Here is a 25,286-nt window from a genome sequence, read left to right on the forward strand (position 1 = left end):
TTGGGATCCGCCCATAGGCCATCGCCTGGGGGTTGATCCTTGGCGCGGTCCAATCGCATACCGCCCCATTTTCATGTGTGCTACATGGTTGGGTAGCAAGATGTAGCAGGAAAGGCAGATCATGACTGACGATCAGGTCAATCTCGTCGTTCAGCACCTTTGCGAGCAATTGCACTTGGCGCTCCGGTTGAAGGGCAGCGAAGCACATCCACCAAACGCCAAAGATATTGGATTCGATCCGGCCTCTGTGAGAACCGTATTGCTGACCGGCTTGCGTTCGGCGGGTGTCACGACCCACCACGAGGCGGTCGGGAAGAGCGAAGAGCCGCCGTGGTCCTAAACACAAAACGCGGGACAGAAGCCCCGCGCCGATGTCTCAGCTGGGTCAGCAGCAGACAAATCCACGACAGCGTCCATAGGTCCGTTAAGGGCCAACAACCGACGTTCGATATATCGTCCGTTCGCATCTCGGAACCGCGTCGCGGACGCCGTAGTTAACTGCTCGATTGTATTCGCTTGACAAACGGCGGTCTCCACTGACCATCGAGGATGTTGCTCCCGCCCAGTAGACGCGGATGTAAAGCGAGAACTGGCCACTCGCAGGCGGCCAGTTGCTCTCTTTGTCTACGCTCGGTGATTTTGGGACCGGCGCGCAGCGTCAACGAACCGTCCCGACATTGAACGTTCGCTTCGCAGGGAACGTTGGCGGCATCTTGCCGCTCGCCTCAGCGCCAGGTTGCCGGTTCGCAGGGAGGCCTATTGAACGGACCTCCGGCATAACTGCCGACGTCTGGAGCCCGGACACAGTGAACGACGTTGGAGGTAGGGACGACTGCACCGCTTTTGTCGCGCCACGCCGACCTACGCCAGCTTGCCGGTTCGCAGGGAGGCTTATTGAACGGCCCTCCGGCAAAACTGCCAACGTCTGGAGCCCGGATGCAGTGAACGACGCGGGACGGATGGACGGCTGCGCCGTTTTGGTCGTACCACGCGGCCATGGCCGGATTAGCGAACATGGCCGCGGCGATCAGTCCTACCGAAGCAAGCTTCCTCATTTGCGCGTCTCCTTATGTGTCAATGATTGAACGACTGACTATCCTTTGCGGCTCATTCCTACCGAAGAGACTGCAAGCAACATTTGGCGGTATCGACTATGCACATCATCAAGGTTGATCTATATCAACTTCGCCCGAATACGGCGGCTGATGACCGTTCTGGGTCAAACTACGAAAAACTCAACCTGAGCAAATTCAGTCCGCTATGCCCTATTGATCGGACCTCAATGAGGCGTGCCGTCACTTCGCTGATGGGCCCAATTGCAGACAAGCTTTGTTGAGGAGCCTTCGAGAAGCTCATCAAAAATCAGCGCCGAGGTCATGCGCTACGGCAGCTACCGACCGCCTCGCCACGCAGTTAGGCGCGGGATCCAACGCGGCACATTGATGCAGAACGCTTCGTATTCCGCGCCGAATGACCTTTTCAGCGTCGGCTCTTCGTAGCCCACGACAAAAAGGTGGAAAGCGAGCCAGACGACTGCGCCGTAGGCGAATAGCCCCCAATCGCCGAACAGGAGCGCCTGGCCGAAAATGACGACGGCGACCGCCACGTAGATTGGATTGCGCACATAGCGATAGAGGCCGGTAACGACGAGATGTTGGGGCGGGGCGATCGGCGCCGGCGTGCCGAGCCCCTGCAGTGCGAAACGCGCGAATGAATCCACGAGCCCGGCTAAGCCGGCAAGAATTAGCGCGGCGCCGACGAAGCGCGTGAGCTCGACGCCGAGAAACGGCAACCTGAACTCCCAGCGTGAAATCCACCACGGGACCACCCCAGCCACCACGCAGGGCGCGAACACGAAGAAGATGCGGTGCCGATGACAGCAGCAGTTCTTGGCATAGACACGATCCGTTCCCTGCTATTTTAACACACCGCACCGGGAGCGCGTCAGGTCCGCCTTGGGTCATGAACGACAAAGCTTGAACTGAGCACAATAGGTCTGCTTTCGGGCAAATTGCCACCAATCCGCGCTCGTTGTCCTGACAATGAGTGCAGCTAGCGCGCTACGGCGCGGAAGGCCCGGCGCGGACAACACCGGTGTTTCTGCTATAGTGCGATGTTCGAACTTGCGGGGCGGCTGCTTCAAGGGTTGAAATCATGCACAGAGCATCTGGATCATTACTACTTGCCTTCGTTTTTATTCTATTTGCTCCGCAAGTGCGGGCGCAGCAGATTCCGGCCGAAACCGTTCAGGGAATGCTTGCGGCCCAGATACGCACGCAAGGATTCACTTGCGAAAAGCCACTCGGCGCAAAGAAGAACACGAAGGCGTCTCGACCTGATCGCGACGTTTGGGTTCTTAGATGCAGCAACGCCATGTATAAGATCACGCGGGTTCCCGATATGGCGGCGAAGGTCGAACCGCTGCCGTGAGCTCGGTGGTCTCTACGGGACCAGCGCCATGATGGACTTGTGCCGGTGTTTTGCCTGACGTCTCAAACGTCCTAGCGGCGAGGGCTCAAGCCATGCCTCACGGTCGCCTTAGCTTCCGCTGATGCCGACCAGACGCGGGCGGCGGTTTGCAAGCGGGTTCTCGGCTGGCAGGGCGCGCAGCCAGTCGCGGAAGCTGACGATCTCGGGGCAATCCGCGGTGCCTTCAGGCGCGATCAGCCAATCACCGAGGCCTGATCCCTCATTGACCCGGTCGCAGCGATAGCCTGGATGGCGGCCGAGACCGCGGGCGATCAAGAGGTCGACCTTGCCCTCGACCAATTCGTGCAGGCCGGCCGGCTGCAGCACCCGCAAACCGATCTCCGCATGCGCGCTGCGAAACTCCGCCAATTCGAGCCGGCGCAGGTCGAAGCTGCCATGGACCCCCAACTGCAGCAGCACCGCGCCCGCCGGCTTCAACTGCGAGGTAGCCTCCGCAATGTGACGAAAACCTTCGGAGACCCCGGGCAGATAGGCCTGACCGGCCGCGGTGAGAATGAGCTGCTTATGCAGCCGCTCGAACAGCTGCACGCCGAGGCGTGCCTCCAGCGCCTTCACCTGCTGTCCCACGGCGGCAGGTGTCACGTGCAGCTCGTGCGCGGCCAGCTTGAAGCTGAGATGCCGGGCGGCGGCCTCAAAAGCGCGGAGCGCGTTGAGCGGGGGAAGGGCGTAGGTCATCGCAGCACAGTTTGACACCGATGGGCCTTGGCCTTGCAATAGATTTTCTTGCGCTGAACCGCAGCAACAATGCTTTGATCGGCGCCGTCATCGCCGGATACGGTCGGCCCGCAATCCGGAGACTCCCCATGCCCCGTCGTTTAGATCATCTCGTCATTTGCGTCCGCGATCTGGAGCAGGCTGCGCTGGATTGGCAGCGGCTTGGCTTCAACCTCACACCGACCGGTGTGCATCCGTTCGGAACCAGCAACCGCCTGGCGCAGTTCGCCGACAATTTTCTGGAGTTGCTGGCCGTCACCGATAATGCGTTGGTGCCGCCAGCCACGCCGGGCCATTTCAGCTTCGCGGCCCACAACCGCGATTTTCTTGAGACCGCCGAGGGGATGTCGATGCTGGTCTTGCACAGCACCGACGCCCATGCCGATGCCGTGCGTTTCAGGGCCGACCGCATCGGCGATTATGCGCCGTTCGATTTCGGCCGCGACGCGGTGCTCCCGGGCGGAGGCACGGCGCGCGTCGCGTTTTCGCTGGCCTTTGCCACCGATCCCGCCATGCCCGGGATCGCGTTCTTCACCTGCCAGCAGCGTCACCAGCCGGAATTGTTCTGGAAGGCGCAGTATCAGCGTCATCCCAACGGCGCCCTCCGCGTGGTCGAGGTGGTGATGTCGGCGGCGGAGCCGGCGGCGCACCGCGATTTCCTCGAGCGCCTCACGGAAGGCACGGCCGAGCTTGCGCCCGGGCGGCTGACGATTGGTGAGCGCGGCAATCAGATCACCTTGCTCGGCCCGTCCGAACTGGCGCGCCGGCTACCGGGCCTCGCGAACAGCGCTTCGCCGCGCTTTTGCGCGGCGCGTCTGGCGGTCGCTGATCTGGATGCGACAGGGCGAACACTGAAACACAACGGCGTCGGCTTTGCGATGACCGGTGCCGTGCTGTTGGTGCCACCCGCCACCGCGCATGGTCTGGCGCTCGAATTCGTCGAACAGGAGGCAAACTGACATGGCTCACATCGTCAACCACAATCCCGCAACGGTCCATCCTCCCGCCGGCGGTTACAGCATGGGACTTGAATTGACGCAGCATCGCCGTCTGTTGTTCATCAGTGGTCAGGTGCCCGAGAAAACCGACGGCACCGTGCCCGAAGGTTTCGAGGCGCAATGCGCGCAGGCCTGGCGCAACGTGATCGAGGTGCTCGCCGCCGCGGGGCTTGGCGTCGAGCATCTGGTCAAGGTCACCACGTTCCTGACTGACCGGACTCAAGTCGTGACCAACCGCACCATTCGCAGCAAGGTGCTCGGCGAACATCGGCCCGCGCTGACGGTCGTGGTCGTCGAGACCGTTGACAGCAAATGGCTACTCGAGATCGAGGCGATTGCCGCGGAATGAAGGCAGCTTCGCCAACCCTGCAATGAGCCCTCAGGTGTCCAATGGCTGAGAACATCCATCCCTTCTACCACACGCATCGGAGCGCAATGGAGGTCGCCATGCGCGATCGACTCGACCTTGCCGAAGCGATGCTGCGCGAGCGCACGCATCTCACCGACATCGACGGGATCAGGCGGGAGGTGATGGAGGAATTCGAGATTGTCCTCACCCAAATGCCCTATGTCGGCGGCGCGGCAAGCCGCATGAGCGATTTCTTCATGCGCCTGATGGGGTTCATGGCCATCAGCCGGGTGCTGCGACGACACGGCGTGCCGGTGCCTGTGATTGGCGAGATCGAGCGAGACACCTACAAGGCGCAATTGCTGACCGTATCAGAAGCGGAGCGTCTCGCCTCGGGGCGACAATTCATGTCGCCGGAGAACCAGGCCTTGCTGCGCGAGCAGGCGGCAAGGAGCGTTACAAAAGCTCATCAGGAAGAGTTTCCGGAAGACTTCGTCTACGATTTCGTCGAGCCGGGTCCGCAAGACAGCTTCGAATTCGGCATCAACTACAAGGCCTGCGGCTTCTGCAAGCTCGCAGCGCGCCACGGGGACAAGGACATCCTGCCGAATATCTGCGGCCTCGATTTCGTCGCCTACGCAGCGCGCGGCATCCGCCTGGAGCGGACACAAACATTGGCGGGCGGCGCGAGCCACTGCAATTTCCGCTTCTCGCGGCTCCCGCCGGATGAGGCCGCGAACCCATAAATCGGCCGCGCTGACGGCTCGCGAAACTCCGCTATGCCCCGGTAGCGATCAAATTGCGCATCGCATGCTTTGAGCCAGATCAAGGTAGAACTCCAGGCCGGCCATATCCTCAATGCTTGCCGACGTGGCGATGCAAAATAGCTGCAAAAGAGTGCCCGTCCTTGCGCTGGATCACGACATTGCAAGGAGATCGCCGATGATGGAGCCGCGCAATCGAGTTGTTCAAGTCAGCCTCTTCGGTGATCCCGAGAGGCTGGAGGTGGTCGACGCTCCCTTGCCGACCGCCAGCCGGGGCGAGCTGCGGGTCCGTGTACTTGCGTCGAGCCTCAACTACACCGAGGTGTTGATCAGGCGCCATCTATACCCGCAAACGATGGGCCTCCGGCCGCCGTTCGTAATGGGCTACGACGTGGTCGGGGCAATCGATCAGCTCGGTGAAGGCGTGCATGACTTTCAGATTGGCGACCGCGTGGCCGACATGACGGTGGTCGGGTCAAACGCTGACTACCGCACGCTTCGGGCGAACGACGTGGCCCGCGTGCCGGAGGGCGTAGACGCGGCGGAGGCGGCCACACTGATCTTGAGCTGGACGACCGCGTACCAGCTTCTGCACCGCGCGGCCCGGGTCCAGCGAGGCCAGCGCGTGCTCGTGCACGGCGCCGCCGGCGCCGTCGGCCAGGCGCTGCTCATGCTCGGGAGATTGGCCGGCATCGAGCTGTGGGGCACCGCGCGCGGCGAGCACATGGCGCTCGTCCGAGAGCTAGGGGCAACGCCGATCGACTACAAGCATGATGACTTCACGCGGGTCCTGCCGGGCGGGTTCGACGTTATCGTCGACGGCGTTGGCGAAGACGGCTATCGCCGCTCATACGCGGCGCTCAAGCCAGGCGGCCTGCTCTGTGCCATCGGTTTCTCGGCGAGCGTGCAAGCACAGCGTCGCATGCTCCCTATCGTGATGGAGATCGCGCGCCTTTACCTGTGGAGATTGTTGCCCGGCGGCAAGCGGGCCCGGTTTTACTCGGTAAATGCCATGCGGGCGCGACATCCCACCTGGTTCAAGGAGGACTTGGAGCGTCTGTTCGGGCTTTTGGCAACTGGTGCCATCCGGCCGCGCATCGCCGAGCGGATCTCCTTCGACGAGGTCGCCGATGCTCACCGTCGCCTCGAGACTGGTGGCCTCGAGGGCAAGCTCGTGCTGTGCCCGGATCTCTCGTCGCGACACAACCAGCGCGCCGCCTGAAACGGCGCTCCAGACATGTATCCGCGGATAGATTCCTGGATTGCTTCGCTGCGCTCGCAATGACGGAGTTTGGGTCGCGGTCCTGAGCCCATCGGCCTTAAAGGCACGGCGCCATGATGACGTTGTGCTCCTGTTTTGCCCGACGTGTCAAACGTCGTTGCGGCGGGGGCTCAAGCCACCTCGCGCCAAATTCTTCAATGATTTGTACTGTGCATGGGGTTGTTTTCGCGTTTTTTGTTTTGAGGGCTGCCTACTCCGCTGCTTTTTCCCTGAGCCGTTGCGCGTAGACGTTGATGACCAGCGCCGCCAGCAGGATCAGGCCGCGGATCAGGATCTTCAGGAAGCTGTCGATGTTGACGTGGTCGAGGCCGTTATTCAGGACACCGAGAACGAACAGCCCGACGATGGTGTTGCCGATGCCGCCGCGGCCGCCGAACAGGCTGGTGCCGCCGACGACGACGGCGGCGATGGAGTCGAGCAAATAGGTGTCGAACTCGTTCTGCTGCGCGCTGCCGAAATGGGCGACGCCGAGCATGCCGCCGATGCCCGAGCAGACCGCCGAGATCACCATGACGGCGCCGAGGATGAGCTTGACGTTGAGGCCGGAATATTCGGCCGCCTCGCGGTTGCCGCCGACCATGTAGACGTAGCGGCCGAAGCGCGTGTAGGTCAGCACCAGATGGCCGCCGAGCAGCATGATGGCCGCGACGATGACGATCCAGGGGATGCCGCCGATCGAGCCCGAGCCGAGCGTGGTGATCAGGCCGGGCACCTTGTAGGCGATCTGGCCGCGCACCAGCAGCGCCGAGACGCCGGCCGCGATCTGCATCATGGCCAGCGTCATGATGAAGGAGGGGATGCCGATCACGGTCAGTCCGAGCGCGTTGACGAGGCCGAGCAGCGCGCAGAGCAGGATCGACAGGATGATCGCGACCGCGCCGGGCAGGGGAATGTTGGCGATGTTGACGTAGGATTCCTGCAGCGTGAAGTAGGCGACCGCGATGCCGGTGACGTTGGCGATGCTGGCGATCGAGAGGTCAATCTCCGCGCAGAGGATCACGAAGGTGAGGCCGACCGCGATGATACCGGTGACCGACACCTGCGTCAGGATGTTGCCGAGGTTGTCCAGCGTCGCGAAGGAGGGGCTGGCAAGGGCGAAGAAGGCGGAGAGGAAGATCAGGGTGAGGAACGGCGCGATGTTGCGCATCTGCGAGCGCAGGAAGGGCGCAACGCCGCGCGGCCGCTGACCCGCCGCCAAAGCCGTCTCACTGCTCGCCATGGTGCTTCTCCGTCACGCCGCTTCCAGCAGGCGGTCCTTGCTGACCGGCTCGTTCTTGAATTCCCGCACCAATGCGCCGCGCTTGAGCACGAGGATGCGGTCGGCCAGCGACAGCACCGTTTCCGGCTCGGTCGACAGCACGATGACCGCGAGCCCCTTGGCGCGGAGATCGCGGACGATGTTGATGACGTCGTTCTTGGCGCCGACATCCATGCCGCGGGTCGGCTCGCACAGCACCAGCAGCTTCGGCGGATAGGTCAGCCATTTTGCCAGCGCGACCTTCTGCTGGTTGCCGCCGGAGAGCATGCCGAGGTCGAGACCGACCACCGGCGGCCTGATCTGCAACTGCTCGACCTGGCGCTTGGCGATGTCGCGCTCCCGCGCCGGCTTGAGCAGCAGCGACGAGATGCGGTCCAGGATGCTGATCGAGATGTTCTTGTAGACCGGCTCCTGGTGGAACAGCATGGCACGCCGGCTCTCCGGCACCAGCGCCACGCCGGCGCGCCGCGCCGCCGCCGTGCTGGCGAAGGTTTTTGGCTTGCCCTCGACCGCGAGCGTGCCGCCGTCCGGCTTCAGCTTGCCGAACAGGATGCGCGACAGCTCCTGCTGGCCGCAGCCCATGAACCCGTAGATGCCGAGCACCTCGCCGGCGCGCGCCTCGAAGGAGATGTCCTTCAGGCTGCGGGCCAGCGACAATTGGTCGACCTTCAGAACCACGGAGCTGTCGCTCGGCCGTGGCAGCATGAGGTCATCGGTGTAGCTGTGCTCAAGCGCTTCGCCGCCGCGGCCGATCATGGCCTCGATCAGAGCGCCCTTGCTGGTCGCAGTCGCGGCCGTCTCGGCGACCTTCCGCCCGTTGCGGAACACGGTCACCGTGTCGGACACGAGCAGGATGTCCTCGATGAAATGCGAGATGAAGACGATTGCAGTGCCTTCCTCGCGCAGCCGCCGGAGCGTCGCGAACAGCCGCTCGACCTCGGGCGGGGAGAGGGCGGATGTCGGCTCGTCCAGGATGACGATGCGGGCGCCGGAGAACAGCACGCGGGCGATCTCGATCAGCTGCTGGAGCCCGATCGGGAGGTCGCCGAGCCTGGACATCGGATCGACGTCGATGCCGAAGCGGGCGAGCTGCTCGCCGGCCTCACGCGCCATGCGCCGCCATTGCACGAGGCCGAACCGGTTGGTCGGCTGGTTGCCCAGGAACACGTTCTCGGCGACGGTGAGATCGGGCGCGACGCTGAGCTCCTGATGCACCATGGCGATACCGGCCGCGTGTGCATCGCGGGCGGAGCGGAAATGCGTCTCCTTCCCGTCGATCAGGAAGCGGCCGGAGAATTCGCTGTGCACGCCGGCGATGATCTTCATCAGCGTGCTTTTGCCGGCGCCGTTCTCGCCGACGAGACCGTGGATCTCGCCGGGTGAAAGCGCGAAGTCGACACCACGAAGCGCCTCGACGCCGCCGAAGCTCTTCGTGATGCCTTGCAGTTCCAGGATGGGCGAACGAACCTCAGGCATGGAGGCTCAGATCAGGAAGTGATCTTCCATCCATTGCATGCCGGCGGCGTTGGCCTTGGTCACGACCGGGCCGTCGGTGATGACGTGCTTGGGAATGCCCTGTCCGCTCTTCTCGCCGCCGACCACGGCGGAAACACCCGCGATGATCGCGCCGCCATGGATGCGGCAGGACGGATTGCGCACGGTCGCGAACATGCGGCCCTCGCTCACCGCCTGGATCGCCGGTGGCATCGCGTCGACGCCGCCGATCAGGATGTTGGTGCGATTGCGCGCCTTCATGATGTTGGCGGCGGCGAGCGCCATGTCGTCATTGTGGAAGAACGCCGCGTCGATCTGAGGATATTTGGTCAGGTAGGTTTCCCAGAGGCGCGCGGTTTTCGACACGTCCCAGTCGGCAGGCTGGGTGTCGAGCACCTCGATGTTCGGGAACTGCTTGACGACGGTATTGAAGCCTTTGGCCCGCCCTTGCGCCCCGGTATGGCCGAGCGCGCCTTGCGTCATGATGATCTTGCCTTTGCCGCCCATGGCGTTGCACAGCGCCTGCGTCACCGAGGCGCCCATGAACTCGTTGTCGGGGGCAAGGAAAGAGTGGACGTTGATCTGGTCGAGCGGGGCAATCAGCGTGTCCATGTCGATCACCGGCGTGCCGGCATCGATCATCTTCTGCACGGGCTGGGTGAGGGTGCCGATACCGAAGGCCTGGATCGCGACGAAGTCCCACTTTTGCGAGGCCATGTTGTCGATCGCCGCGCGCTGCTTGACCGCATCGAGCTGGCCATCGAACCAGGTCACCTCGACATTGAACAGCTTGCCCCAGAATTCCGCCGCCTGCTTGCCCTGGGCGCACCAGGTGGCCTGGAGGCCCGCATTGGAGAAGGCCGCCTTCAGCGGCTTCTCGGATCGTCCGACCTCAGCTGCAAGGGCGGGGTTTATGCCCATGCTGCCGAGAAGGGCAGCCCCGGCGCCGGCGGTCGCCGCCGCCTGAAGAAGATCGCGCCTCGTCGTCGAGAAATCTTTCGTCCCGGACATCGCTCGCTCCCATAAAATTTTCGTCGGCGCGTCATTGATTGCGCGACCGATGTCCGAAAGTCTCTCACAAGAGTTCCTGCCACTCAATCTGCAATCGATCGCGAGATCGCCGCAGCTCGTGTTGGTGCAGCGCAAAGCGTCAGGCCGGAATGGTGGCGAAGGCGTCGATCTCGACGAGCAGCTGGTCCCAGGCCCGTGCGATTTCCGGCGACCATTCGTCGCCGAGGAGGTCGCGCAGCGCATCCCTGATGACGGCGAAGAACGCGATGAACAGCTCGCGCGGGGTGCCGTAGCCATCGTGCGAGGTGACCTCGCAGGCGATCAGCCTGAAATGGCCCCGACGCTCACCGGCGAAGTCGAGGATCGCCTCGATCGTCAGCGCAAGCATTGATCCCATCACCAGCTCGCTGCCGTGCGAGCGGAACATGGTCTGCGTTTCGGGATGCTGTTCGAACAGCCGTTGGTAGACGAGTGGCGTGAGATCCGCGCAACGCGAGGCTGCGAGTTCGAAGCTGTTTTCGATTGGATTAGAGGGAGCGCTCATCGGCATCGAAGCCATGCGGGCAAAAGAAGCCTTGCGGGCAAAAAAAGAGCGGGGCCCTAGCCCCGCTCGAAAATTGTGTCGACCCTATTATCCCCGATTCTAAGATTTGCTCTTGATTGACGGGGCGACGCTGCGTTTTGCGCGCCAGGGGCTCCTCCCGAGACTTGGACCACCAGACTTCGACCTCGCGGCCAGCCTGAGCAAGAGGGATGCTAGATCAACTTTTCTCACTTGTCATCATTTTCGGCAACGATTGTTCAAAATTAGAGCAGCTGACGAAATGATCGGGCTGTTTGCCCCGTAAGCATATGACAAATATAAGAAATCTGTGGACGAGGCGGGTTGCCGGACTGCCTCAAATGCCGGACGTCCCATCCCGTGGGGCGGCAGGAGCACAGTTTTCGAGAAATTTGCGCTGCGCCAAGAAGCCGGCGGAACTGACCTCGACTCAGGTCTCGGCGAGGTGTTTAGTTCGTAGGCGAACGAATGGCTCGGCGGATGCGCGCACGGCTGCAAAAATTCCTACCCCTGGTCCTGCTCGCTTTGGCGATGCAGGTGCTGGCGCCGATTGCCGCCTGTCTGGCGGCCGGCCAGGCCGTGGCCGATCCGTTGTCTGCCGGCGTCATCTGCCACAGCGCCAGCGAGCAGGGCGGTCTGAACGACCAGACCGGCGCGCCGACCGCACATGGCGCCGCGTGCGCGCTGTGCTGCCTGGCGCAGGCAGGCGCATCGCTCGATTCGCCGCCGCACGTTGCACTCGCCATTCCCTTCCGCCACGCCGCGCGCGTGGTGTGGCATGCGGCGGATGTATCCGCCGTCGCGATCCATAAGGGCACAAGCGCCCAGGCGCGCGCACCACCTCAATTTTCCTGACGACCCTCGTGATTGCCGCGGTCCGTCCGCTGGCGATCGATGCTGTCGAAGGGCCGGAGAGAAAGCCGGCGTCAGGAATGCCCCATGTTACGTTGTCATGCCCGCCGTGGCGTGAGCGTCGTCGCGGTCCAGGCCGCGCTGCTTGCGTCGTCGAGCGGAGTCTTTGCCCAAAGCACGAACACGGAGCTGCCGGCGGTGACCGTTGAGGCGCCGCAGACTGCCCGTGCCAAACCAGTCACCCGGCCTTCGCAACCGCGATCCGCTTCGGCCGGCCGCGTAGCGAGGCCCGTTTCGCCGAGTGCGAGCGTCGGCGCGTCGACCCCAAACCGGGCCGTGACGGCCAGCGCGGCGCGAGACGGTCTCAATCAGGCGCCAACCGGCCAGACCGAGACGACCATCTATCGCAGCCAGTTCGACAACCGGCCGGCGGTTACCGTGGCCGACGTGCTGCGCGAGAGCCCCGGCATATCGGTGAAGCAGGGCAACGGACCCCGCGATATCGGCATCTCGATCCGCGGCTCCAACGCCCGCAATGGCTTCGGCATCCGCAATCTCGTGATCTTCGACGACGGTTTTCCGGTGACGCAGCCGGACGGCCTGTCGCGCAGTGACCTGATCGATCCGCGCGCCTATGCCGCCATCGACGTGATCCGCGGCCCCTCGTCGGCGCTCTACGGCAATTACGCGACCGGCGGCGCGCTCAATTTCCGCACACGGCCGGGCGGCGCGATCGACGGCGTCGAATATGGCGTCGACGGCGGCAGCTACGGCTATCTCAACAATTATCTCGCGGCCGGCAAAAAGGTCGGGAACTTCGAGGGCTCGCTGTTCGCAAGCGACACGCGAGGCGACGGCTATATCGGCAATAGCTGGTTCAATACGCAGACCGTCAACTTCCTCGGCACGCTCAAGGCGACGCCGGACGATCGTTTCACGGTCAAGATCATCAACAACGATCTCAGCACGCGGCTGCCGATCCGGCAGTCGCTGAACCAGTACTATCAAAACCCTTTCCAGCAGGGCTGTGCGACCGGCGTCTCGGCCGCCGCCGGATGCGGCACGGTCACACTGTTCAACAACGGCTTCAATGCAACCGCTGGAACCGACAAGGAGACGGCCGTGCAGGCCGGGCTTGGCCGCAACGACCGCCGCACCATCGTCGGCGGCCGCTGGGAGCACGATTTCGACAACACCACGACCTGGCGCAACCAGTTCGTGTTCGACGACAGGAACATCAATCAGCCGACCGGCACGACCAGCGCGATCGGAGATTTTCCCTCGTACAATTTCATGAGCGACGTCACCAAGCGGGGCGAGATTCTCGGCCTGGAATCGACCACGTTCTTCGGTGCCTTCTACAACACCCTGACGGCCTCGAGCGACACGCGGAACGTCATGCCGGGGGGCAATGCCACACTCGGCAGTCTGTCGAGCAATCTTTATAGCCAGACGACCAATTACGGCGTTCGCGCGCGGGAAGAGCTCAAGCTGACGACATCCTTGACGGCTGTCGCAGGCATCGGCTGGGAAACTACCGTTCTCAAGGGGATCAACACTGCGTATGCGTACGCTGGCCCCACTGGCATTACCACGACGACGCTGACGACCGCGGACAGGCAATTCCAGAACACTGCGCCTGAACTAGCGTTGCTCTATACGGTGAACAACGAGTGGGTGCTCAGGGGGCGGGTTGCTACGGGGTACGGCACTCCGCAGGTTTCGAACCTGTTTGTCCTGCCGAGTGGGCTGTCGGGCAACAATACCCAGCTCCAGGCTCAGAAAAATCTGGGCTACGACCTCGGTTTCGACTGGACACCGAACAACACGCTCAAAGTCAGCGCGACGGGCTTCTACGAGTTCTTCCGCGACGAACTTGTATCGCAGGCAACACCTGTCAATTCACCTAACCCGAGCTACACGTTCAACGCGCCGCGCTCGGAGCATCGCGGCATCGAGCTTGCGGCCGATTGGAAGTTCTATCCGGGCTGGAGGTTCACGGCGGCGTACACCTACCTCGACGAGGTCTATACCGAGTATGTCGAGAACATCACCAATGGCGCAGTGTTCAGCTTCAACCGGGCCGGCAACAAGATCCCCGGCATTTCGCCCAACGAGCTGACAGCCCGCGTTGGCTACGACGAGTTTGCGGGGCCACTGGCAGGTCTCGGTGGCTTTGTTGAGGTCCAGTGGAAGGACTCCTTCTACATGGACAATGCAAATCTGTTGAAGGCGCCGGGTTATGAGCTGGTCAATCTGAACGTCCACTACAAGACCGATCTGGTGTCCGACACTTTCAGATCCCTGAACCTGTTCCTCGAAGTCAGGAATGTTTTCGACCGCACCTACGTCGCGTCGGCAAACAACATCGCCAATACGGTGACGGCGGCCGGCCTTCAAAATCCTGCGAGCGTGCTCGCAAACACGACGGGATCGATCTACGCGGGCTCGCCGCGCCTGTTCGTTGCGGGTATGAAGGTGGCATTCAGATGATCCGGGCTCTCGAAGGGAATAGGGCCATGGTCCGAAGTGGCTTGCTTGGGATAGTCGCTCTTGCATTCCTGCAAGGGGCGGCGCTCGCGCAGATGCACGGCCAACATGCCTCCGAAGCGGCGTGCGAGGAGCCGACGCTGCGCTGCGCAACCAAGGTGACGCCCGCATTCGGACCGGACGGAACGCTGTGGCTGGCCTGGATGGCGGGCGGGCAGGTGTCGGTTGCGAGTTCGCCGGATGCGGGGCGCAGTTTCTCGGCGCCCACCCAGGTCACGACGAAGCGGCTGAACCTTGATTGGGGACCGGATGCGCGGCCTAAGATCGTGGTCGACCGCAAGGGCGGCATCGCGCTCGCATTTTCGATCTTCAGGGATGAGGCCTTCAACGGACAGGTGCTCTACACGCGATCCAGCGACGGCGGGAAGAGCTTTGCGGAGCTGAGGCCCATCACCGCCAACAATGAGAGCCAGCGCTTTGAGGCGCTGGCGCTCGATCAGGACGGAACGGTCTTTGCGGCATGGCTGGACAAGCGCAATCGCGTTCCCGCGAAGGAGGCGGGACGGAGGTACGAGGGAGCGGGGCTGTTCTTCGCCTCGTCGCGCGATGGCGGCGCCACCTACGCGGAGGCGAAGCTTGCGCGTGACAACACTTGCGAATGCTGCCGGTTGGGGCTGACATTCGCGGCGCCCGGGCGGCCGGCCGTGATCTTCAGAAATATCTTCGAGGGCGGCGTGCGCGATCACGCGGTCATGACCTTCGCCGACGTCTCGACGCCGGGGGAAATCCATCGGGTCAGCAATGACGACTGGCAGATCAACGCCTGCCCGCATCACGGACCGAGCCTCACCGTTGCGCCGAACGGGACCTATCACGTCGCCTGGTACACGAACGGCAAGGCGCGCAAGGGACTGTTCTACGCCCACTCGCGCGACGAAGGCCGCACCTTCTCTGCACCCATGGCGCTGGGGCAGCCGGGCCGCAATCCGACGCGTCCTTACGTGCTCGCAAGTGCTGTGGGAACGGTGATGGTCTGGAAGGAGTTCGACGGCGAGAAGACCTCGGTCCAGATGATGATTTCCCGCGACGATGGCGAAAGCTGGTCGCCGCCGAAGACGATATCGAGCACGACCGACACATCCGATCATCCCTTGCTCGTTTCCAATGGCCAACAGGTCTATTTGTCATGGATGACGAAAGCGGATGGCTATCGGCTCACAGCAATCGAGGACCAGCCATGAGACGTCGATTTGCAGGCATTCTGGGTCTGGGTCTCCTGATCGCGTCAACGGCTACGCTGGGAGCAGCGCCGGCCCTGAAACCGTTCGAGCGCGGCACCTGGCAAGGCGTCCTTAGGGGTCATGCGGGCCGCCCGACGCTCGTGCATTTCTGGGGCGTGACCTGCGGGCCCTGCAAGGTCGAGCTGCCGCTGCTCGGGCAGTTTGCGAAGGACCATCCCGGGATCGACGTGGTCACGATCAGCGCCGATCTCGTGCCGAACTTGCCGGCGGCAACGCAGTCGATGCTTGACAAGGCGGGGCTGTCGTCGACCGAGAACTTCATCTTCAACGACGGTTTTGTCGAGCGTTTGAGGTTCGAGATCGACCCCGCCTGGCAGGGCGACATTCCCCGGACCATGCTCATCTCCCGCGACGGGACAATCACGACGATCGAAGGCTCGGCCGAGATGGCCGATCTCGAAAAATGGTCGGGCCAACAGCTCGCCACACACTGAAATTCAATCTGCAAACGGGAATACCGATATGAAGACCATGTTGAAAGATGTGCTGCTCGCAGCGTTCGCTCTCGCACTCTGCGCAGCACCAGCGGCGGCCGAGGACGTCAAGGCCGGCGATCTCGTCATCTCGCAGGCCTGGAGCCGGGCGACGCCGGGCGGCGCCAAGGTCGCCGGCGGCTATCTCACCATCGAGAACAAGGGGACAACGGCGGACAGGCTGGTCAGCGTTTCCGCCGACATCGCGGGGAAGACCGAGGTCCATGAGATGGCGATGGACAACGGTGTGATGAAGATGCGTCCGCTCGACAAGGGGCTCGTGATCGATGCCGGCAAGACGGTGAAGCTCGCGCCCGGCGGCAATCATCTGATGCTCCAGGAGCTGAAGGGTCCGTTCAAGCAGGGTGACAAGGTACCGGTGACGCTGGAATTCGAGAAGGCCGGCAAGGTCGCCGTCTCCCTCGACGTCCAGGGCGTCGGTGCGCAGGCGCCCGGTGACGGCGGGCACATGATGAAGAAAATGCCGGATCATTCGGGAATGAAGATGTGATGAAACAGATCAAGTCTCCGATGACCTCGCGTCGATCCCTCACAGGCCTTGCGCTCGCGATGGCTGCGTTGCTGTCGGTTGCCGCCACACCGCTTGCGGCGGCGACGGACGACGACAGCTTTTTCACGCACCTGCACACCGAGAAGGCCATGGCCAATGTCACGGTCTCGCCGGGCCGCGCCGGCCCGGTCGAGATCGCCATCCAGCTCGAAACCACGGACGAGACGCCACTCACGGCCAAAGCCGTGTCGGTGACGCTCGTGGACACGCAGTCCGGCCGGAAGCTCGCGCCGGTCGAGGCTTCGCGCGACGGCGAGGACGGCTGGCACGTGAAGGTCGCGCAATTGACGCCCGGACGCTGGATGCTGGGTCTCGGAATTTCGATCTCCGAGGCCGATCATGTCAACGTGGAATCGCCGATCCTGATCAAATGACGAAGTCGAAGGGGCCAAACATGTCGAAGAAATCCTGCCTGTTCCTGATCGCCGCCGCGCTGGCCGTGCCGCCTGCATCGGCGCATATCACGCTCGAGACCAAGCAGGCGACGGTTGGTTCCTACTACAAGGCCGTCTTCGCCGTGCCTCACGGCTGCGCGGGTTCGCCCACGGTGAAGATCAGGGTGCAGATTCCGGAAGGCGTGATTGCGGTGAAGCCGATGCCGAAGGCGGGCTGGAGCGTCGATGTCGTCGAAGGCAAGTACGCCAATGAATACGACTATCACGGCAACAAGCTTGCCTCCGGCGTCAGGGAGGTCGCCTGGTCCGGCGGCAAGCTGCCGGACCACAATTACGACGAGTTCGTCATCAGCAGCTTCCTGACAGACAGCCTGAAGCCGAACACGACGCTGTATTTCCCTGTCGTCCAGGAGTGCGAGACCGGCGTCAGCCGCTGGATCGAGATCCCGGCGGACGGGGCAGGGCATTCGCATGAGGGCAAGTCGCCGGCACCGGGCGTGAAGCTCCTGCCAAAGCCCTGATGCGCTTTCTCGCCGCGCTCGCGACGCTCCTCTGCGTTGTCGGCTTCACGACCGGCGCGTCTGCGCATGCGGCGCTGGTCGCAGTCGAACCGACGAGCGGCAGCATGCTTGCGAGCGCGCCGAAGGCGGTGGAGCTGCGCTTCAACGAGGCGGTGACGCCTGGTGCAATCCGCTTGATCGACGGCGCGGGCAGGGCGCGGGACGATGCGCGCGTCAGCGCGTCGGGCGAAACGATCTCGGTCGTGATGCCGCCAGACCTGCCGCAGGGCACTGCGGTCGTCAGCTACCGCGTGATCTCGCAGGACGGCCATCCCGTCGCGGGATCGGTGATCTTCTCGATCGGCATGCCGACGGGGACGCAACCTCCCGCCAATGCCGATCGCGGGTTGAACGTGCTGATCTGGCTTGCGCGGGTCGGTCTTTATCTCGGGCTGTTCGTCGGTGTCGGAGGCGTGTTCTTTGCGCGCTGGGTTGCGTGGTCGACGACGGGCATGACCGTTCCACGCGTAGCGCTCGCCATCGGCATTCCGAGCGCCGCTGTCTCTCTCGGGGTGTTAGGCTTGGATCTTCTCGGGCTGCCGCCAGCGGCTCTCGCGACGGCCGCCCCCTGGAAAGTCGCGTTCGCGACCAGTGCCGGCCCCGCGCTGCTGGTTGCGATTGCTGCGATGCTGTTCGCGTTGATGGCGCTGCGCAGCGCATGGTACGCGCGCGCTCTTGCGATCATCGCGCTGGTCGGCGTCGGCCTGTCGCTTGCCATGACCGGGCACGCCGCAACGGCCCCGCCGGAGGCTTTGACCCGGCCGGCGATCTTTCTCCACGGCCTCGGCGTCACCATCTGGATCGGTGCTCTCGCGCCGCTGGTCGCGCTGGTGTCGAAGCCGACGACTGCGACGCTCCCCGTCGTGAACCGCTTTTCCCGCATCGCTGCGCTGGCGGTCGGCGTGCTGGCCTTGACCGGCCTCGCACTCGCGATCGTTCAACTCGAAAAGCCGGTCGCGCTGGTCGAGACCCGCTACGGACTCATCCTCTCGATCAAGCTTGCATTGGTCACGGGGTTGCTGGCCCTTGCCGCGCTCAATCGGTTCAGGCTGACACCGGCCCTGGCCCTGGCCCTGGCCCGGGACGAGACAGGGACGCCCGCGCTCAAGCGCTCGATCCTGCTGGAAGGCGCGATCGCACTCGCCATCCTTGCCGTCGTCGCCGGCTGGCGCTTCACCCCGCCGCCGCGGACGATCATTCCCGAGACGCCTTTGGCGATCCACATCCACAGCGACAAGGCGATGTTCCAGGTTCTGGTGTCTCCTGGGAAACCCGGCGTCGACGATTTCGTGCTCCAGCTCATGACCGGCGAGGCCACGCCGCTGATCGCGAAGGAGGTGACGCTGACCCTGAGCCTGCCGGAGCGCGGCATCGAGCCGATGGAGCGGGGCGCCTCGCTCGAGCCGGACGGCTACTGGCACGTGCGCAAGGTCGAGCTTCCCTTCGCGGGCCGCTGGCATGTGCGGATCGACGCGCTGGTGACCGATTTCGAGAAGGTCACGCTGGAGGACGAGCTCGATCTGGGGCTACCTTAAAGCGCGCCGGTGCAGTTCATGCTGAACCTGAAGGCAACGGAAAAATGACAGGAATTTCGTCGCCTTAGCGGCTTTTCCTCATTCCCGGTCTTGTGTTTTCGTTCCCAATCCGCTTTCACTGCAGGCGATCACTGATTCCCAGAGTATTGCCATGCGGCTGTCGCGATTCTTTCTGCCCATCCTGAAGGAAAATCCGAAAGAGGCGGAGATCGTCTCGCATCGGCTGATGCTGCGCGCCGGCATGATCCGGCAGGAGGCGGCCGGTATCTATGCCTGGCTGCCGCTTGGCTTCCGCGTGCTGAAGAAGATCGAGCAGATCGTGCGCGAGGAGCAGGACCGCTCCGGCGCGCTGGAACTGTTGATGCCGACGCTCCAGCTGGCCGACCTCTGGCGCGAGAGCGGCCGTTACGACGCCTACGGCCCGGAAATGCTGCGCATCGCCGACCGCCACAAGCGTGAGCTGCTGTACGGGCCGACCAACGAGGAAATGATCACCGAGATCTTCCGCGCCTACGTCAAGTCCTACAAGAACCTGCCGCTCAACCTTTATCATATCCAATGGAAATTCCGCGACGAGCAGCGTCCGCGTTTCGGCGTGATGCGTGGCCGCGAGTTCCTGATGAAGGACGCCTATTCCTTCGACCTCAACGAGGCGGCTGCGCGGATCTCCTACAACAAGATGTTCGTCGCCTATTTGCGCACCTTCGCGCGGATGGGGCTGAAGGCGATCCCGATGCGCGCCGAGACCGGCCCGATCGGCGGCGATCTCAGCCACGAGTTCATCGTACTTGCGGAGACCGGTGAATCCGGCGTTTTCATCAATCGCGACGTGCTGGACCTGCCGGTGCCGGGCGAGGACGTCGACTATGACAGCGACCTGACACCAATCATCAAGCAATGGACCTCGGTCTATGCGGCGACGGAAGACGTGCACGACGCCGCGCGCTTCGAGCAGGAAGTGCCTGCGGACAAGCGGGTGAACACCCGCGGCATCGAGGTCGGGCAGATCTTCTATTTCGGCACGAAGTATTCCGATGCGATGAAGGCACTGGTTGCGGGCCCCGACGGTGTCGATGTGCCGATCCATGGCGGCTCCTACGGCGTCGGCGTCTCGCGCCTGCTGGGCGCCATCATCGAGGCCTGCCATGACGATGCCGGCATCAAATGGCCGGAGGCGGTGGCCCCGTTCCGCGTGTCGATTCTCAACCTCAAGCAGGGCGATGCCGCGGTCGATGCGGCCTGCGAGAAGCTCTACGCCGAGCTCACCGCCAAGGGCGTCGACGTGCTCTACGACGACACCGACCAGCGCGCCGGCGCCAAATTCGCCGCCGCCGACCTGATCGGCATCCCCTGGCAGATCATGATCGGGCCGAAGGGCCTCGCCGAAGGCAAGGTCGAGATCAAGAAGCGCAGTGACGGCTCCCGCGAGACGATGTCGCCTGCGGACGCGGTCGCCCGGCTGGTCGGCTGAATATTGTTCATCGCGCGATATCGCGGCCGCCAATCCGGCCACAATTGACCCCGAATCATGGGATTATCGAGCGATGGATGAGACCATGACCGAGACCAAGCAAACCGCGCCTTTTGCGCCATTCGAGTGGATGCTGTCGGCGCGCTATCTGCGGGCGCGCCGCAAGGAGGGATTCATCTCGGTCATCGCCGGGTTCTCCTTCCTCGGCATCATGCTCGGCGTGGCGACGCTGATCATCGTCATGGCGGTCATGAACGGCTTCCGCAAAGAGCTGCTCGACAAGATTTTGGGCCTCAACGGCCACATCCTGGTGCAGCCGCTGGAATCGCCGCTGACCGACTGGAAGGACGTCGCCGACCGCCTCAGCCAGGTCCAGGGCATCCGGCTGGCAGCGCCCGTGGTCGACGGCCAGGCGCTGGCGTCCTCGCCGTGGAACGCCTCGGGCGTCCTGGTGCGCGGCATCCGCTCCGACGACCTCAACAACCTCACCTCGATCGCCAAGAACATCAAGCAGGGCTCGCTCGAGGGCTTTGACGACGGGCAGGGGGTCGCGATCGGCCGGCGCCTGGCCGACCAGCTCTCGTTGCATGCCGGCGACAGCGTGACGCTGGTGGCGCCGAAGGGCGCGGTCACCCCGATGGGCACGACGCCGCGCATAAAACCCTACAAGATCGTGGCGGTGTTCGAGATCGGCATGTCCGAATACGATCTCGGCTTCGTGTTCATGCCTCTGGCTGAAGCTCAGGCCTATTTCAACCGCAGCAACGACGTCACCTCGATCGAGGTGTTCACCACCAACCCCGACAAGATCGACGCCTTCCGCAAGGCGGTGACGGAGGCCGCGGGCCGGCCGGTGTTCCTGGTCGACTGGCGGCAGCGCAACTCGACCTTCTTCAACGCGCTCCAGGTCGAGCGCAACGTGATGTTCCTGATCCTGACCATGATCGTGCTGGTCGCCGCGCTCAACATCGTCTCCGGCCTGATCATGCTGGTGAAGGACAAGGGCAGCGACATCGCGATCCTGCGCACGATGGGCGCCTCGCAAGGCTCGATCATGCGCGTCTTCCTGATCACGGGCGCCTCGATCGGCGTGGTCGGGACGCTGGTCGGCTTCTTTGTCGGCCTCGTGATCTGCCTCAACATCGAGTCCATCAGGCAATTCCTGTCCTGGCTGACCAGCACCGAGCTGTTCTCGCCGGAGCTCTACTTCCTGTCGAAGCTGCCCGCCGAGATCGACGTCGGCGAGACCACGGCGGTCGTCATCATGGCGCTGACGCTGTCGTTCCTTGCGACGCTGTACCCGTCGTGGCGCGCCGCGCGCCTCGATCCCGTCGAAGCGCTGCGGTACGAGTGAGGGGCTGATGGAGAGCCAGCAGGGGGCGGAAGATGTACCGGTCATTTATCTCCACGAGATAAAGCGGCAGTACTTGCAGGGCGAGGTGCCGCTGACGATCCTCGACAACGCCAAGCTCGCGCTGTGGGCCGGGCAATCGGTGGCGCTGGTCGCACCGTCGGGCTCGGGCAAATCGACGTTGCTGCACATCGCAGGGCTGCTTGAGGCGCCCGATTCCGGCGAGGTCTACGTCAACGGCGCGCCGACCTCGCAGCTGCCCGACATCGAGCGTACCCAGCTCCGCCGCACCGATATCGGCTTCGTCTACCAGTCGCACCGGCTGCTGCCGGAGTTCTCGGCGCTCGAGAACGTGATGATGCCGCAGATGATCCGCGGCCTGAAGAAGTCGGAGAGCGTCAAGCGCGCCAAGGAGATCCTTGGCTATCTCGGCCTCGGCGACCGCATCACCCATCGGCCCGCGGAACTGTCGGGCGGCGAGCAGCAGCGCGTCGCGATTGCGCGCGCGGTCGCCAACGCGCCGCGCGTGCTGTTCGCGGACGAGCCGACCGGCAACCTCGATCCGCACACGGCCGATCACGTCTTCCAGGCCCTGATGCAGCTGGTCAAGGCGACCAAGGTCTCCATGCTGATCGCGACCCACAACATGGAGCTCGCCGGCCGCATGGACCGGCGCGTGTCGCTGTCGAACGGCCAGGTCGTCGAGCTCGAATAATAAAAACTGCGAAAATAACCCCATGCACAGTAGCCGGCCCGGGCCGGCTGCGATCGGGGTGACGCCTTTCAGCCATTTGACATGTCGGACCTATCGGCTGCGACGGCGCATCGCCGCAGCGGAGGGGCCGTTACGGCCTGATCACCGTCAATTTGAACGGTCCCGCATTGGCCGCGGCGTGTTCCACCGCCTCGTTGACGTGGTCGAGGTCGAAATCCGTCGTCGCGTATTCGTCGAGCCGCAACAATCCCGCGCGCACCAGTGCGATCAGGCGGCTCGCTGCATCCGGCGGATACATCCAGACGCCGTGGATGCTGATGCAGTTGCGCATGATCCAGGGGTAGGGCAGATCGAGGCCCGCGCCGCCCGCCATGCCGACGCCGCCCATCAGCACGACGCGGCCGTAAGCGCGTACCGTCATGATCGCCGCGCGTACGACGGTCGTGCTGACCGAGGGCGGCATGATGTCGAACACGCAATCGATCGGCCCCGGTGCGGCGCGCTTCATGCTTTCGCAGTCGTCGCTCTCGTTGCCGGTGAGTTTCACCGGCTTCACCCGATCGCCGAAGCGGCGGACGAGGTCGGCCAAAATCCTGTCGTTGCGACCGGGCGCGACCACGCAGGCCGCGCCCATCGCAAGCGCGACCGAGACGGCCGCGCTGCCGAAATTGCCGGTGGCGCCGCTTACCAGCACGGTCTCGCCGGGCTGAAGGTTGGCGGCGAGGAAGCCGCCATAGGGCACCAGCAGCGTGCCCAGCGCGCACCATTGCGTGGCTTCCGCGGACGTGATCGCGCCAAGCCGCTTCACATTCTCGGTCGGCACGCGCATCCGCTCGGCATAGGAGCCGTGGCGAAAATGCCGTTGCAGACGCATACCGCCGGGGCCGGCGGCCGTGAGCCCTTGCAGGGCGATATCGGGCGCCACGATGTCATCGCGCGAACGCACCGTCGGGTCGCAGAACACCCAGTCGCCAACGGCGAGCTTGGTCGCGTCCGGGCCGATCGCGCGCACCCGGCCGATGCCGCCGGGACCCGGGATGATCGGCAGGTCGAGCGCGTAGTTTCGTTCGCCGCTGAAAACCTCGTTCATGTAGGACAGGACGCGCGTGGCGACGACGTCGACGATGACCTCGCCGGTGCCGAGCACCGGCTCCGGCACATTCTCGATCACCAGCGGCGATCCGAAGGATTTGAGTATTGCAGCTTTCATGATGTTCACCTCAAAGTAGGGTGAAAAGGCATATGCGCCGCCCTGGAAAGGTCAGGAAGGCCTGGTATTATCCTAGTATTACAAAGGCCCTCTATCGGAGCACAACATCATGGCCGACCCGCGCCGCATCGAATTCGGCGACTTCCTGCGGTCCCGCCGCGAAAAGCTGACGCCGAAGACGGTCGGTCTTCCCACGGGCAGCCGCCGGCGCACCGCGGGCCTGCGCCGCGAGGAGGTCGCCCAGCTCGCCGGCATCGGTGTCGACTGGTACATCCGTCTCGAGCAGGGCCGCACCGTCAGCCCCTCGATCACCACCGTCGATGCGTTGGCGCGCGCACTTCGCCTCAGCAAGACCGAGCACGCGCACCTGAAGGCCCTGGCGCGCGACGGCGACAGGCGCACCTTCACGCGCGAGATCGTGCCGCCGCCGATCCTGCGGCTGATCGAGAGCCTGCCGCATCCGGCCTATATCACCGGGCGGCGCTGGGACGTGCTGGCCTGGAACGAGGCCGCCGAGCAGGTCTTTGCGTTCGGCCGGTTGCCGGAGGAGGATCGCAACACGATGCTCCTGATGATGACCAACAAGCAGACGCGCAAGGCTTACGGCGCGGGCTGGGCGGAGGTCGCCAAGCGCATGGTCGCGATGTTTCGCGCCACCCACGACGTCTGGGCCGGCGATCCCGCCTTTGCGGAGTTGCTGACACGGCTGCGGCAGGGCAGCCCGGAATTCGTCAAATGGTGGGAAGCCCACGAGATACGCAGCACCGCCTCGGGCCTCAAGACGATGTCTCATCCAACTCTGGGCGTGCTCCATTTCGAGCACACGAGTTTTCAGGCCAACGACGATCCCGCGCTGAAGCTCGTGATCTATACGCCGGTCGGGGCGTAGAACGCAGTCATCAGATCGGGAAGGCCACCGGCATATGTCCGGCGGCCTCCGCGCTTATTGTGGTTTGCGGGGCGGCGCCCCGACTAGAGATCGATGCTGACGGCGATGTTGCGGCCCTGCAGTTCGGCAATCTTCATTCCATCAGCCTGCAGCTGCGCGAACTCCGGGTCCTTTGCCACGGCCTCCTGCACCTTGCCGTAGACTTCCCAATTGGAGTAGCGCGTCGTAACCAGCAACTCTCCTGCCCAGTGACCGGTGTGGAAACGGGAGAGCCGAAGAAACTCGGCACCGTGTTTTTCAAAGATTTTCTTCGCCTGCCGGATGATCTGGACCGTTTCCTCGACCTTGTCGGTTTTGAAGCGAGTAAATTGAACGATCGGCATGGGCTACCTCCATAGCTGTGTAAACTGTCCAAGAGGCATGTATCGAGCGACGTTTGAGGAGCGAACCTCCCGTTCGATCTCGATGAAGGTTCGTCTTCGGCGGCGTGATCCTGGTTCAGGCTTCGCGAGCGGAATCAACTCTGCCCCTTCTCGGGCGCTTTAAATGCG

General features: G+C 63.6%; 26 protein-coding genes. 18 read left to right on the plus strand and 8 right to left on the minus strand.

Annotated features, from left to right (window positions below; genetic code table 11):
- The first annotated feature begins 121 nt into the window (after window positions 1–121).
- Window positions 122–340 (plus strand): hypothetical protein, encoded by a 219-nt coding sequence (locus AB7G19_RS19685; protein ID WP_063982993.1) that lies wholly within the window; start codon window positions 122–124, stop codon window positions 338–340.
- A gap of 1,050 nt (window positions 341–1,390) precedes the next feature.
- Here AB7G19_RS19685 and AB7G19_RS19690 read toward each other — a convergent pair.
- A complete protein-coding gene (locus AB7G19_RS19690; RefSeq protein WP_346283363.1) occupies window positions 1,391–1,792 on the minus strand; it encodes a methyltransferase family protein in 402 nt (133 codons plus the stop codon).
- 362 nt (window positions 1,793–2,154) lie between these two features.
- On the opposite strand from AB7G19_RS19690, the gene AB7G19_RS19695 reads away from it, so the two are divergent.
- Window positions 2,155–2,430 (plus strand): hypothetical protein, encoded by a 276-nt coding sequence (locus AB7G19_RS19695; protein ID WP_167767920.1) that lies wholly within the window; start codon window positions 2,155–2,157, stop codon window positions 2,428–2,430.
- Window positions 2,431–2,538: 108 nt separating this feature from the next.
- On the opposite strand, the gene AB7G19_RS19700 is transcribed toward AB7G19_RS19695, so the two are convergent.
- Window positions 2,539–3,165 carry a LysR family transcriptional regulator gene (locus AB7G19_RS19700; RefSeq protein WP_208087122.1) on the minus strand — a complete coding sequence of 209 codons (627 nt, stop codon included), beginning with the start codon at window positions 3,163–3,165 and terminating at the stop codon, window positions 2,539–2,541.
- Window positions 3,166–3,185: 20 nt separating this feature from the next.
- Here AB7G19_RS19700 and AB7G19_RS19705 point away from each other — a divergent pair, with 20 nt between their 5' ends.
- The 4 genes from AB7G19_RS19705 to AB7G19_RS19720 all read left to right on the plus strand — a co-directional run bounded on the left by AB7G19_RS19705 (window position 3,186) and on the right by AB7G19_RS19720 (window position 6,537).
- Complete coding sequence (locus AB7G19_RS19705; protein WP_283018882.1) at window positions 3,186–4,163, plus strand: VOC family protein; 978 nt, start codon at window positions 3,186–3,188, stop codon at window positions 4,161–4,163.
- 1 nt (window position 4,164) lies between these two features.
- A complete protein-coding gene (locus tag AB7G19_RS19710) occupies window positions 4,165–4,551 on the plus strand; it encodes a RidA family protein (RefSeq protein ID WP_166096980.1) in 387 nt (128 codons plus the stop codon).
- Between the two features lie 41 nt (window positions 4,552–4,592).
- Window positions 4,593–5,297 (plus strand): L-2-amino-thiazoline-4-carboxylic acid hydrolase, encoded by a 705-nt coding sequence (locus tag AB7G19_RS19715; protein ID WP_283016684.1) that lies wholly within the window; start codon window positions 4,593–4,595, stop codon window positions 5,295–5,297.
- Between the two features lie 196 nt (window positions 5,298–5,493).
- Entirely contained in the window at window positions 5,494–6,537 is a 1,044-nt protein-coding gene (locus AB7G19_RS19720; protein WP_166096979.1) for a medium chain dehydrogenase/reductase family protein, read from the plus strand.
- A gap of 250 nt (window positions 6,538–6,787) precedes the next feature.
- Here AB7G19_RS19720 and AB7G19_RS19725 read toward each other — a convergent pair whose 3' ends face one another.
- From AB7G19_RS19725 to AB7G19_RS19740, 4 genes are all read right to left on the minus strand, one after another.
- Window positions 6,788–7,816 carry an ABC transporter permease gene (locus AB7G19_RS19725; protein ID WP_071913403.1) on the minus strand — a complete coding sequence of 343 codons (1,029 nt, stop codon included), beginning with the start codon at window positions 7,814–7,816 and terminating at the stop codon, window positions 6,788–6,790.
- A 12-nt stretch (window positions 7,817–7,828) separates the two neighbouring features.
- Complete coding sequence (locus AB7G19_RS19730) at window positions 7,829–9,331, minus strand: sugar ABC transporter ATP-binding protein (protein ID WP_283016683.1); 1,503 nt, start codon at window positions 9,329–9,331, stop codon at window positions 7,829–7,831.
- A 6-nt stretch (window positions 9,332–9,337) separates the two neighbouring features.
- Window positions 9,338–10,360, minus strand: coding sequence for a sugar ABC transporter substrate-binding protein (locus AB7G19_RS19735; protein ID WP_283016682.1), 1,023 nt, complete (start codon window positions 10,358–10,360; stop codon window positions 9,338–9,340).
- A gap of 139 nt (window positions 10,361–10,499) precedes the next feature.
- A complete protein-coding gene (locus tag AB7G19_RS19740) occupies window positions 10,500–10,904 on the minus strand; it encodes a globin (protein ID WP_283016681.1) in 405 nt (134 codons plus the stop codon).
- Window positions 10,905–11,402: 498 nt separating this feature from the next.
- Here AB7G19_RS19740 and AB7G19_RS19745 point away from each other — a divergent pair, with 498 nt between their 5' ends.
- The 11 genes from AB7G19_RS19745 to AB7G19_RS19795 all read left to right on the plus strand — a co-directional run bounded on the left by AB7G19_RS19745 (window position 11,403) and on the right by AB7G19_RS19795 (window position 22,636).
- Entirely contained in the window at window positions 11,403–11,777 is a 375-nt protein-coding gene (locus tag AB7G19_RS19745; protein ID WP_028155966.1) for a DUF2946 domain-containing protein, read from the plus strand.
- Window positions 11,778–11,861: 84 nt separating this feature from the next.
- Window positions 11,862–14,267, plus strand: coding sequence for a TonB-dependent receptor family protein (locus AB7G19_RS19750; RefSeq protein WP_441268020.1), 2,406 nt, complete (start codon window positions 11,862–11,864; stop codon window positions 14,265–14,267).
- A gap of 26 nt (window positions 14,268–14,293) precedes the next feature.
- The gene (locus AB7G19_RS19755) at window positions 14,294–15,505 is read left to right on the plus strand and encodes a sialidase family protein (RefSeq protein WP_354123704.1); all 1,212 of its coding nucleotides are present in this window, start codon (window positions 14,294–14,296) and stop codon (window positions 15,503–15,505) included.
- On the plus strand, window positions 15,502–15,999 hold the full coding sequence (locus AB7G19_RS19760; RefSeq protein WP_071913412.1) for a TlpA family protein disulfide reductase: 498 nt from the start codon (window positions 15,502–15,504) through the stop codon (window positions 15,997–15,999). Before AB7G19_RS19755 ends, AB7G19_RS19760 begins: the two co-directional genes overlap by 4 nt.
- A gap of 28 nt (window positions 16,000–16,027) precedes the next feature.
- Window positions 16,028–16,549 carry a copper chaperone PCu(A)C gene (locus AB7G19_RS19765; RefSeq protein WP_063983006.1) on the plus strand — a complete coding sequence of 174 codons (522 nt, stop codon included), beginning with the start codon at window positions 16,028–16,030 and terminating at the stop codon, window positions 16,547–16,549.
- Window positions 16,549–16,983 (plus strand): hypothetical protein, encoded by a 435-nt coding sequence (locus AB7G19_RS19770; protein WP_283016678.1) that lies wholly within the window; start codon window positions 16,549–16,551, stop codon window positions 16,981–16,983. Before AB7G19_RS19765 ends, AB7G19_RS19770 begins: the two co-directional genes overlap by 1 nt.
- A 20-nt stretch (window positions 16,984–17,003) precedes the next feature.
- A complete protein-coding gene (locus AB7G19_RS19775; RefSeq protein WP_283016677.1) occupies window positions 17,004–17,525 on the plus strand; it encodes a YcnI family copper-binding membrane protein in 522 nt (173 codons plus the stop codon).
- Window positions 17,525–19,099, plus strand: a complete 1,575-nt coding sequence (locus AB7G19_RS19780; protein WP_354112911.1) for a copper resistance CopC/CopD family protein — start codon at window positions 17,525–17,527, stop codon at window positions 19,097–19,099. The genes AB7G19_RS19775 and AB7G19_RS19780 overlap by 1 nt, the downstream gene beginning before the upstream one ends.
- A 151-nt stretch (window positions 19,100–19,250) precedes the next feature.
- On the plus strand, window positions 19,251–20,570 hold the full coding sequence (proS, locus tag AB7G19_RS19785) for a proline--tRNA ligase (protein ID WP_283016675.1): 1,320 nt from the start codon (window positions 19,251–19,253) through the stop codon (window positions 20,568–20,570).
- Window positions 20,571–20,643: 73 nt separating this feature from the next.
- Window positions 20,644–21,924 (plus strand): lipoprotein-releasing ABC transporter permease subunit, encoded by a 1,281-nt coding sequence (locus tag AB7G19_RS19790; protein WP_014494909.1) that lies wholly within the window; start codon window positions 20,644–20,646, stop codon window positions 21,922–21,924.
- A gap of 7 nt (window positions 21,925–21,931) precedes the next feature.
- Entirely contained in the window at window positions 21,932–22,636 is a 705-nt protein-coding gene (locus AB7G19_RS19795; protein WP_028153958.1) for an ABC transporter ATP-binding protein, read from the plus strand.
- Between the two features lie 130 nt (window positions 22,637–22,766).
- Here AB7G19_RS19795 and AB7G19_RS19800 read toward each other — a convergent pair whose 3' ends face one another.
- Window positions 22,767–23,846: a zinc-binding alcohol dehydrogenase family protein gene (locus AB7G19_RS19800; RefSeq protein ID WP_283016674.1), complete on the minus strand. Its 1,080-nt coding sequence runs from the start codon at window positions 23,844–23,846 to the stop codon at window positions 22,767–22,769.
- A gap of 109 nt (window positions 23,847–23,955) precedes the next feature.
- Between AB7G19_RS19800 and AB7G19_RS19805 the strand changes: the two genes are divergently transcribed.
- On the plus strand, window positions 23,956–24,735 hold the full coding sequence (locus tag AB7G19_RS19805; protein WP_283016673.1) for a helix-turn-helix transcriptional regulator: 780 nt from the start codon (window positions 23,956–23,958) through the stop codon (window positions 24,733–24,735).
- A gap of 83 nt (window positions 24,736–24,818) precedes the next feature.
- Here the strand turns inward: AB7G19_RS19805 and AB7G19_RS19810 are convergent, their stop codons facing one another.
- Window positions 24,819–25,118, minus strand: a complete 300-nt coding sequence (locus tag AB7G19_RS19810) for a hypothetical protein (RefSeq protein WP_063983013.1) — start codon at window positions 25,116–25,118, stop codon at window positions 24,819–24,821.
- Between the last annotated feature and the right edge of the window lie 168 nt (window positions 25,119–25,286).

This window comes from Bradyrhizobium sp. 215_C5_N1_1, assembly GCF_052075935.1.
In the GTDB taxonomy this organism is placed as follows: domain Bacteria; phylum Pseudomonadota; class Alphaproteobacteria; order Rhizobiales; family Xanthobacteraceae; genus Bradyrhizobium; species Bradyrhizobium barranii.

What these genes read in the sequence shown, in the direction of transcription:
- AB7G19_RS19685 (WP_063982993.1), top strand. Translation starts at nt 122, where the DNA reads ATGACTGACGATCAGGTCAATCTCGTCGTTCAGCACCTTTGCGAGCAA.
- AB7G19_RS19695 (WP_167767920.1), top strand. Translation starts at nt 2,155, where the DNA reads ATGCACAGAGCATCTGGATCATTACTACTTGCCTTCGTTTTTATTCTA.
- AB7G19_RS19700 (WP_208087122.1), bottom strand. Translation starts at nt 3,165, where the DNA reads ATGACCTACGCCCTTCCCCCGCTCAACGCGCTCCGCGCTTTTGAGGCC.
- AB7G19_RS19705 (WP_283018882.1), top strand. Translation starts at nt 3,186, where the DNA reads ATGGGCCTTGGCCTTGCAATAGATTTTCTTGCGCTGAACCGCAGCAAC.
- AB7G19_RS19710 (WP_166096980.1), top strand. Translation starts at nt 4,165, where the DNA reads ATGGCTCACATCGTCAACCACAATCCCGCAACGGTCCATCCTCCCGCC.
- AB7G19_RS19715 (WP_283016684.1), top strand. Translation starts at nt 4,593, where the DNA reads ATGGCTGAGAACATCCATCCCTTCTACCACACGCATCGGAGCGCAATG.
- AB7G19_RS19720 (WP_166096979.1), top strand. Translation starts at nt 5,494, where the DNA reads ATGATGGAGCCGCGCAATCGAGTTGTTCAAGTCAGCCTCTTCGGTGAT.
- AB7G19_RS19725 (WP_071913403.1), bottom strand. Translation starts at nt 7,816, where the DNA reads ATGGCGAGCAGTGAGACGGCTTTGGCGGCGGGTCAGCGGCCGCGCGGC.
- AB7G19_RS19730 (WP_283016683.1), bottom strand. Translation starts at nt 9,331, where the DNA reads ATGCCTGAGGTTCGTTCGCCCATCCTGGAACTGCAAGGCATCACGAAG.
- AB7G19_RS19735 (WP_283016682.1), bottom strand. Translation starts at nt 10,360, where the DNA reads ATGTCCGGGACGAAAGATTTCTCGACGACGAGGCGCGATCTTCTTCAG.
- AB7G19_RS19740 (WP_283016681.1), bottom strand. Translation starts at nt 10,904, where the DNA reads ATGAGCGCTCCCTCTAATCCAATCGAAAACAGCTTCGAACTCGCAGCC.
- AB7G19_RS19745 (WP_028155966.1), top strand. Translation starts at nt 11,403, where the DNA reads ATGCGCGCACGGCTGCAAAAATTCCTACCCCTGGTCCTGCTCGCTTTG.
- AB7G19_RS19750 (WP_441268020.1), top strand. Translation starts at nt 11,862, where the DNA reads ATGTTACGTTGTCATGCCCGCCGTGGCGTGAGCGTCGTCGCGGTCCAG.
- AB7G19_RS19755 (WP_354123704.1), top strand. Translation starts at nt 14,294, where the DNA reads ATGGTCCGAAGTGGCTTGCTTGGGATAGTCGCTCTTGCATTCCTGCAA.
- AB7G19_RS19760 (WP_071913412.1), top strand. Translation starts at nt 15,502, where the DNA reads ATGAGACGTCGATTTGCAGGCATTCTGGGTCTGGGTCTCCTGATCGCG.
- AB7G19_RS19765 (WP_063983006.1), top strand. Translation starts at nt 16,028, where the DNA reads ATGAAGACCATGTTGAAAGATGTGCTGCTCGCAGCGTTCGCTCTCGCA.
- AB7G19_RS19770 (WP_283016678.1), top strand. Translation starts at nt 16,549, where the DNA reads ATGAAACAGATCAAGTCTCCGATGACCTCGCGTCGATCCCTCACAGGC.
- AB7G19_RS19775 (WP_283016677.1), top strand. Translation starts at nt 17,004, where the DNA reads ATGTCGAAGAAATCCTGCCTGTTCCTGATCGCCGCCGCGCTGGCCGTG.
- AB7G19_RS19780 (WP_354112911.1), top strand. Translation starts at nt 17,525, where the DNA reads ATGCGCTTTCTCGCCGCGCTCGCGACGCTCCTCTGCGTTGTCGGCTTC.
- proS (WP_283016675.1), top strand. Translation starts at nt 19,251, where the DNA reads ATGCGGCTGTCGCGATTCTTTCTGCCCATCCTGAAGGAAAATCCGAAA.
- AB7G19_RS19790 (WP_014494909.1), top strand. Translation starts at nt 20,644, where the DNA reads ATGGATGAGACCATGACCGAGACCAAGCAAACCGCGCCTTTTGCGCCA.
- AB7G19_RS19795 (WP_028153958.1), top strand. Translation starts at nt 21,932, where the DNA reads ATGGAGAGCCAGCAGGGGGCGGAAGATGTACCGGTCATTTATCTCCAC.
- AB7G19_RS19800 (WP_283016674.1), bottom strand. Translation starts at nt 23,846, where the DNA reads ATGAAAGCTGCAATACTCAAATCCTTCGGATCGCCGCTGGTGATCGAG.
- AB7G19_RS19805 (WP_283016673.1), top strand. Translation starts at nt 23,956, where the DNA reads ATGGCCGACCCGCGCCGCATCGAATTCGGCGACTTCCTGCGGTCCCGC.
- AB7G19_RS19810 (WP_063983013.1), bottom strand. Translation starts at nt 25,118, where the DNA reads ATGCCGATCGTTCAATTTACTCGCTTCAAAACCGACAAGGTCGAGGAA.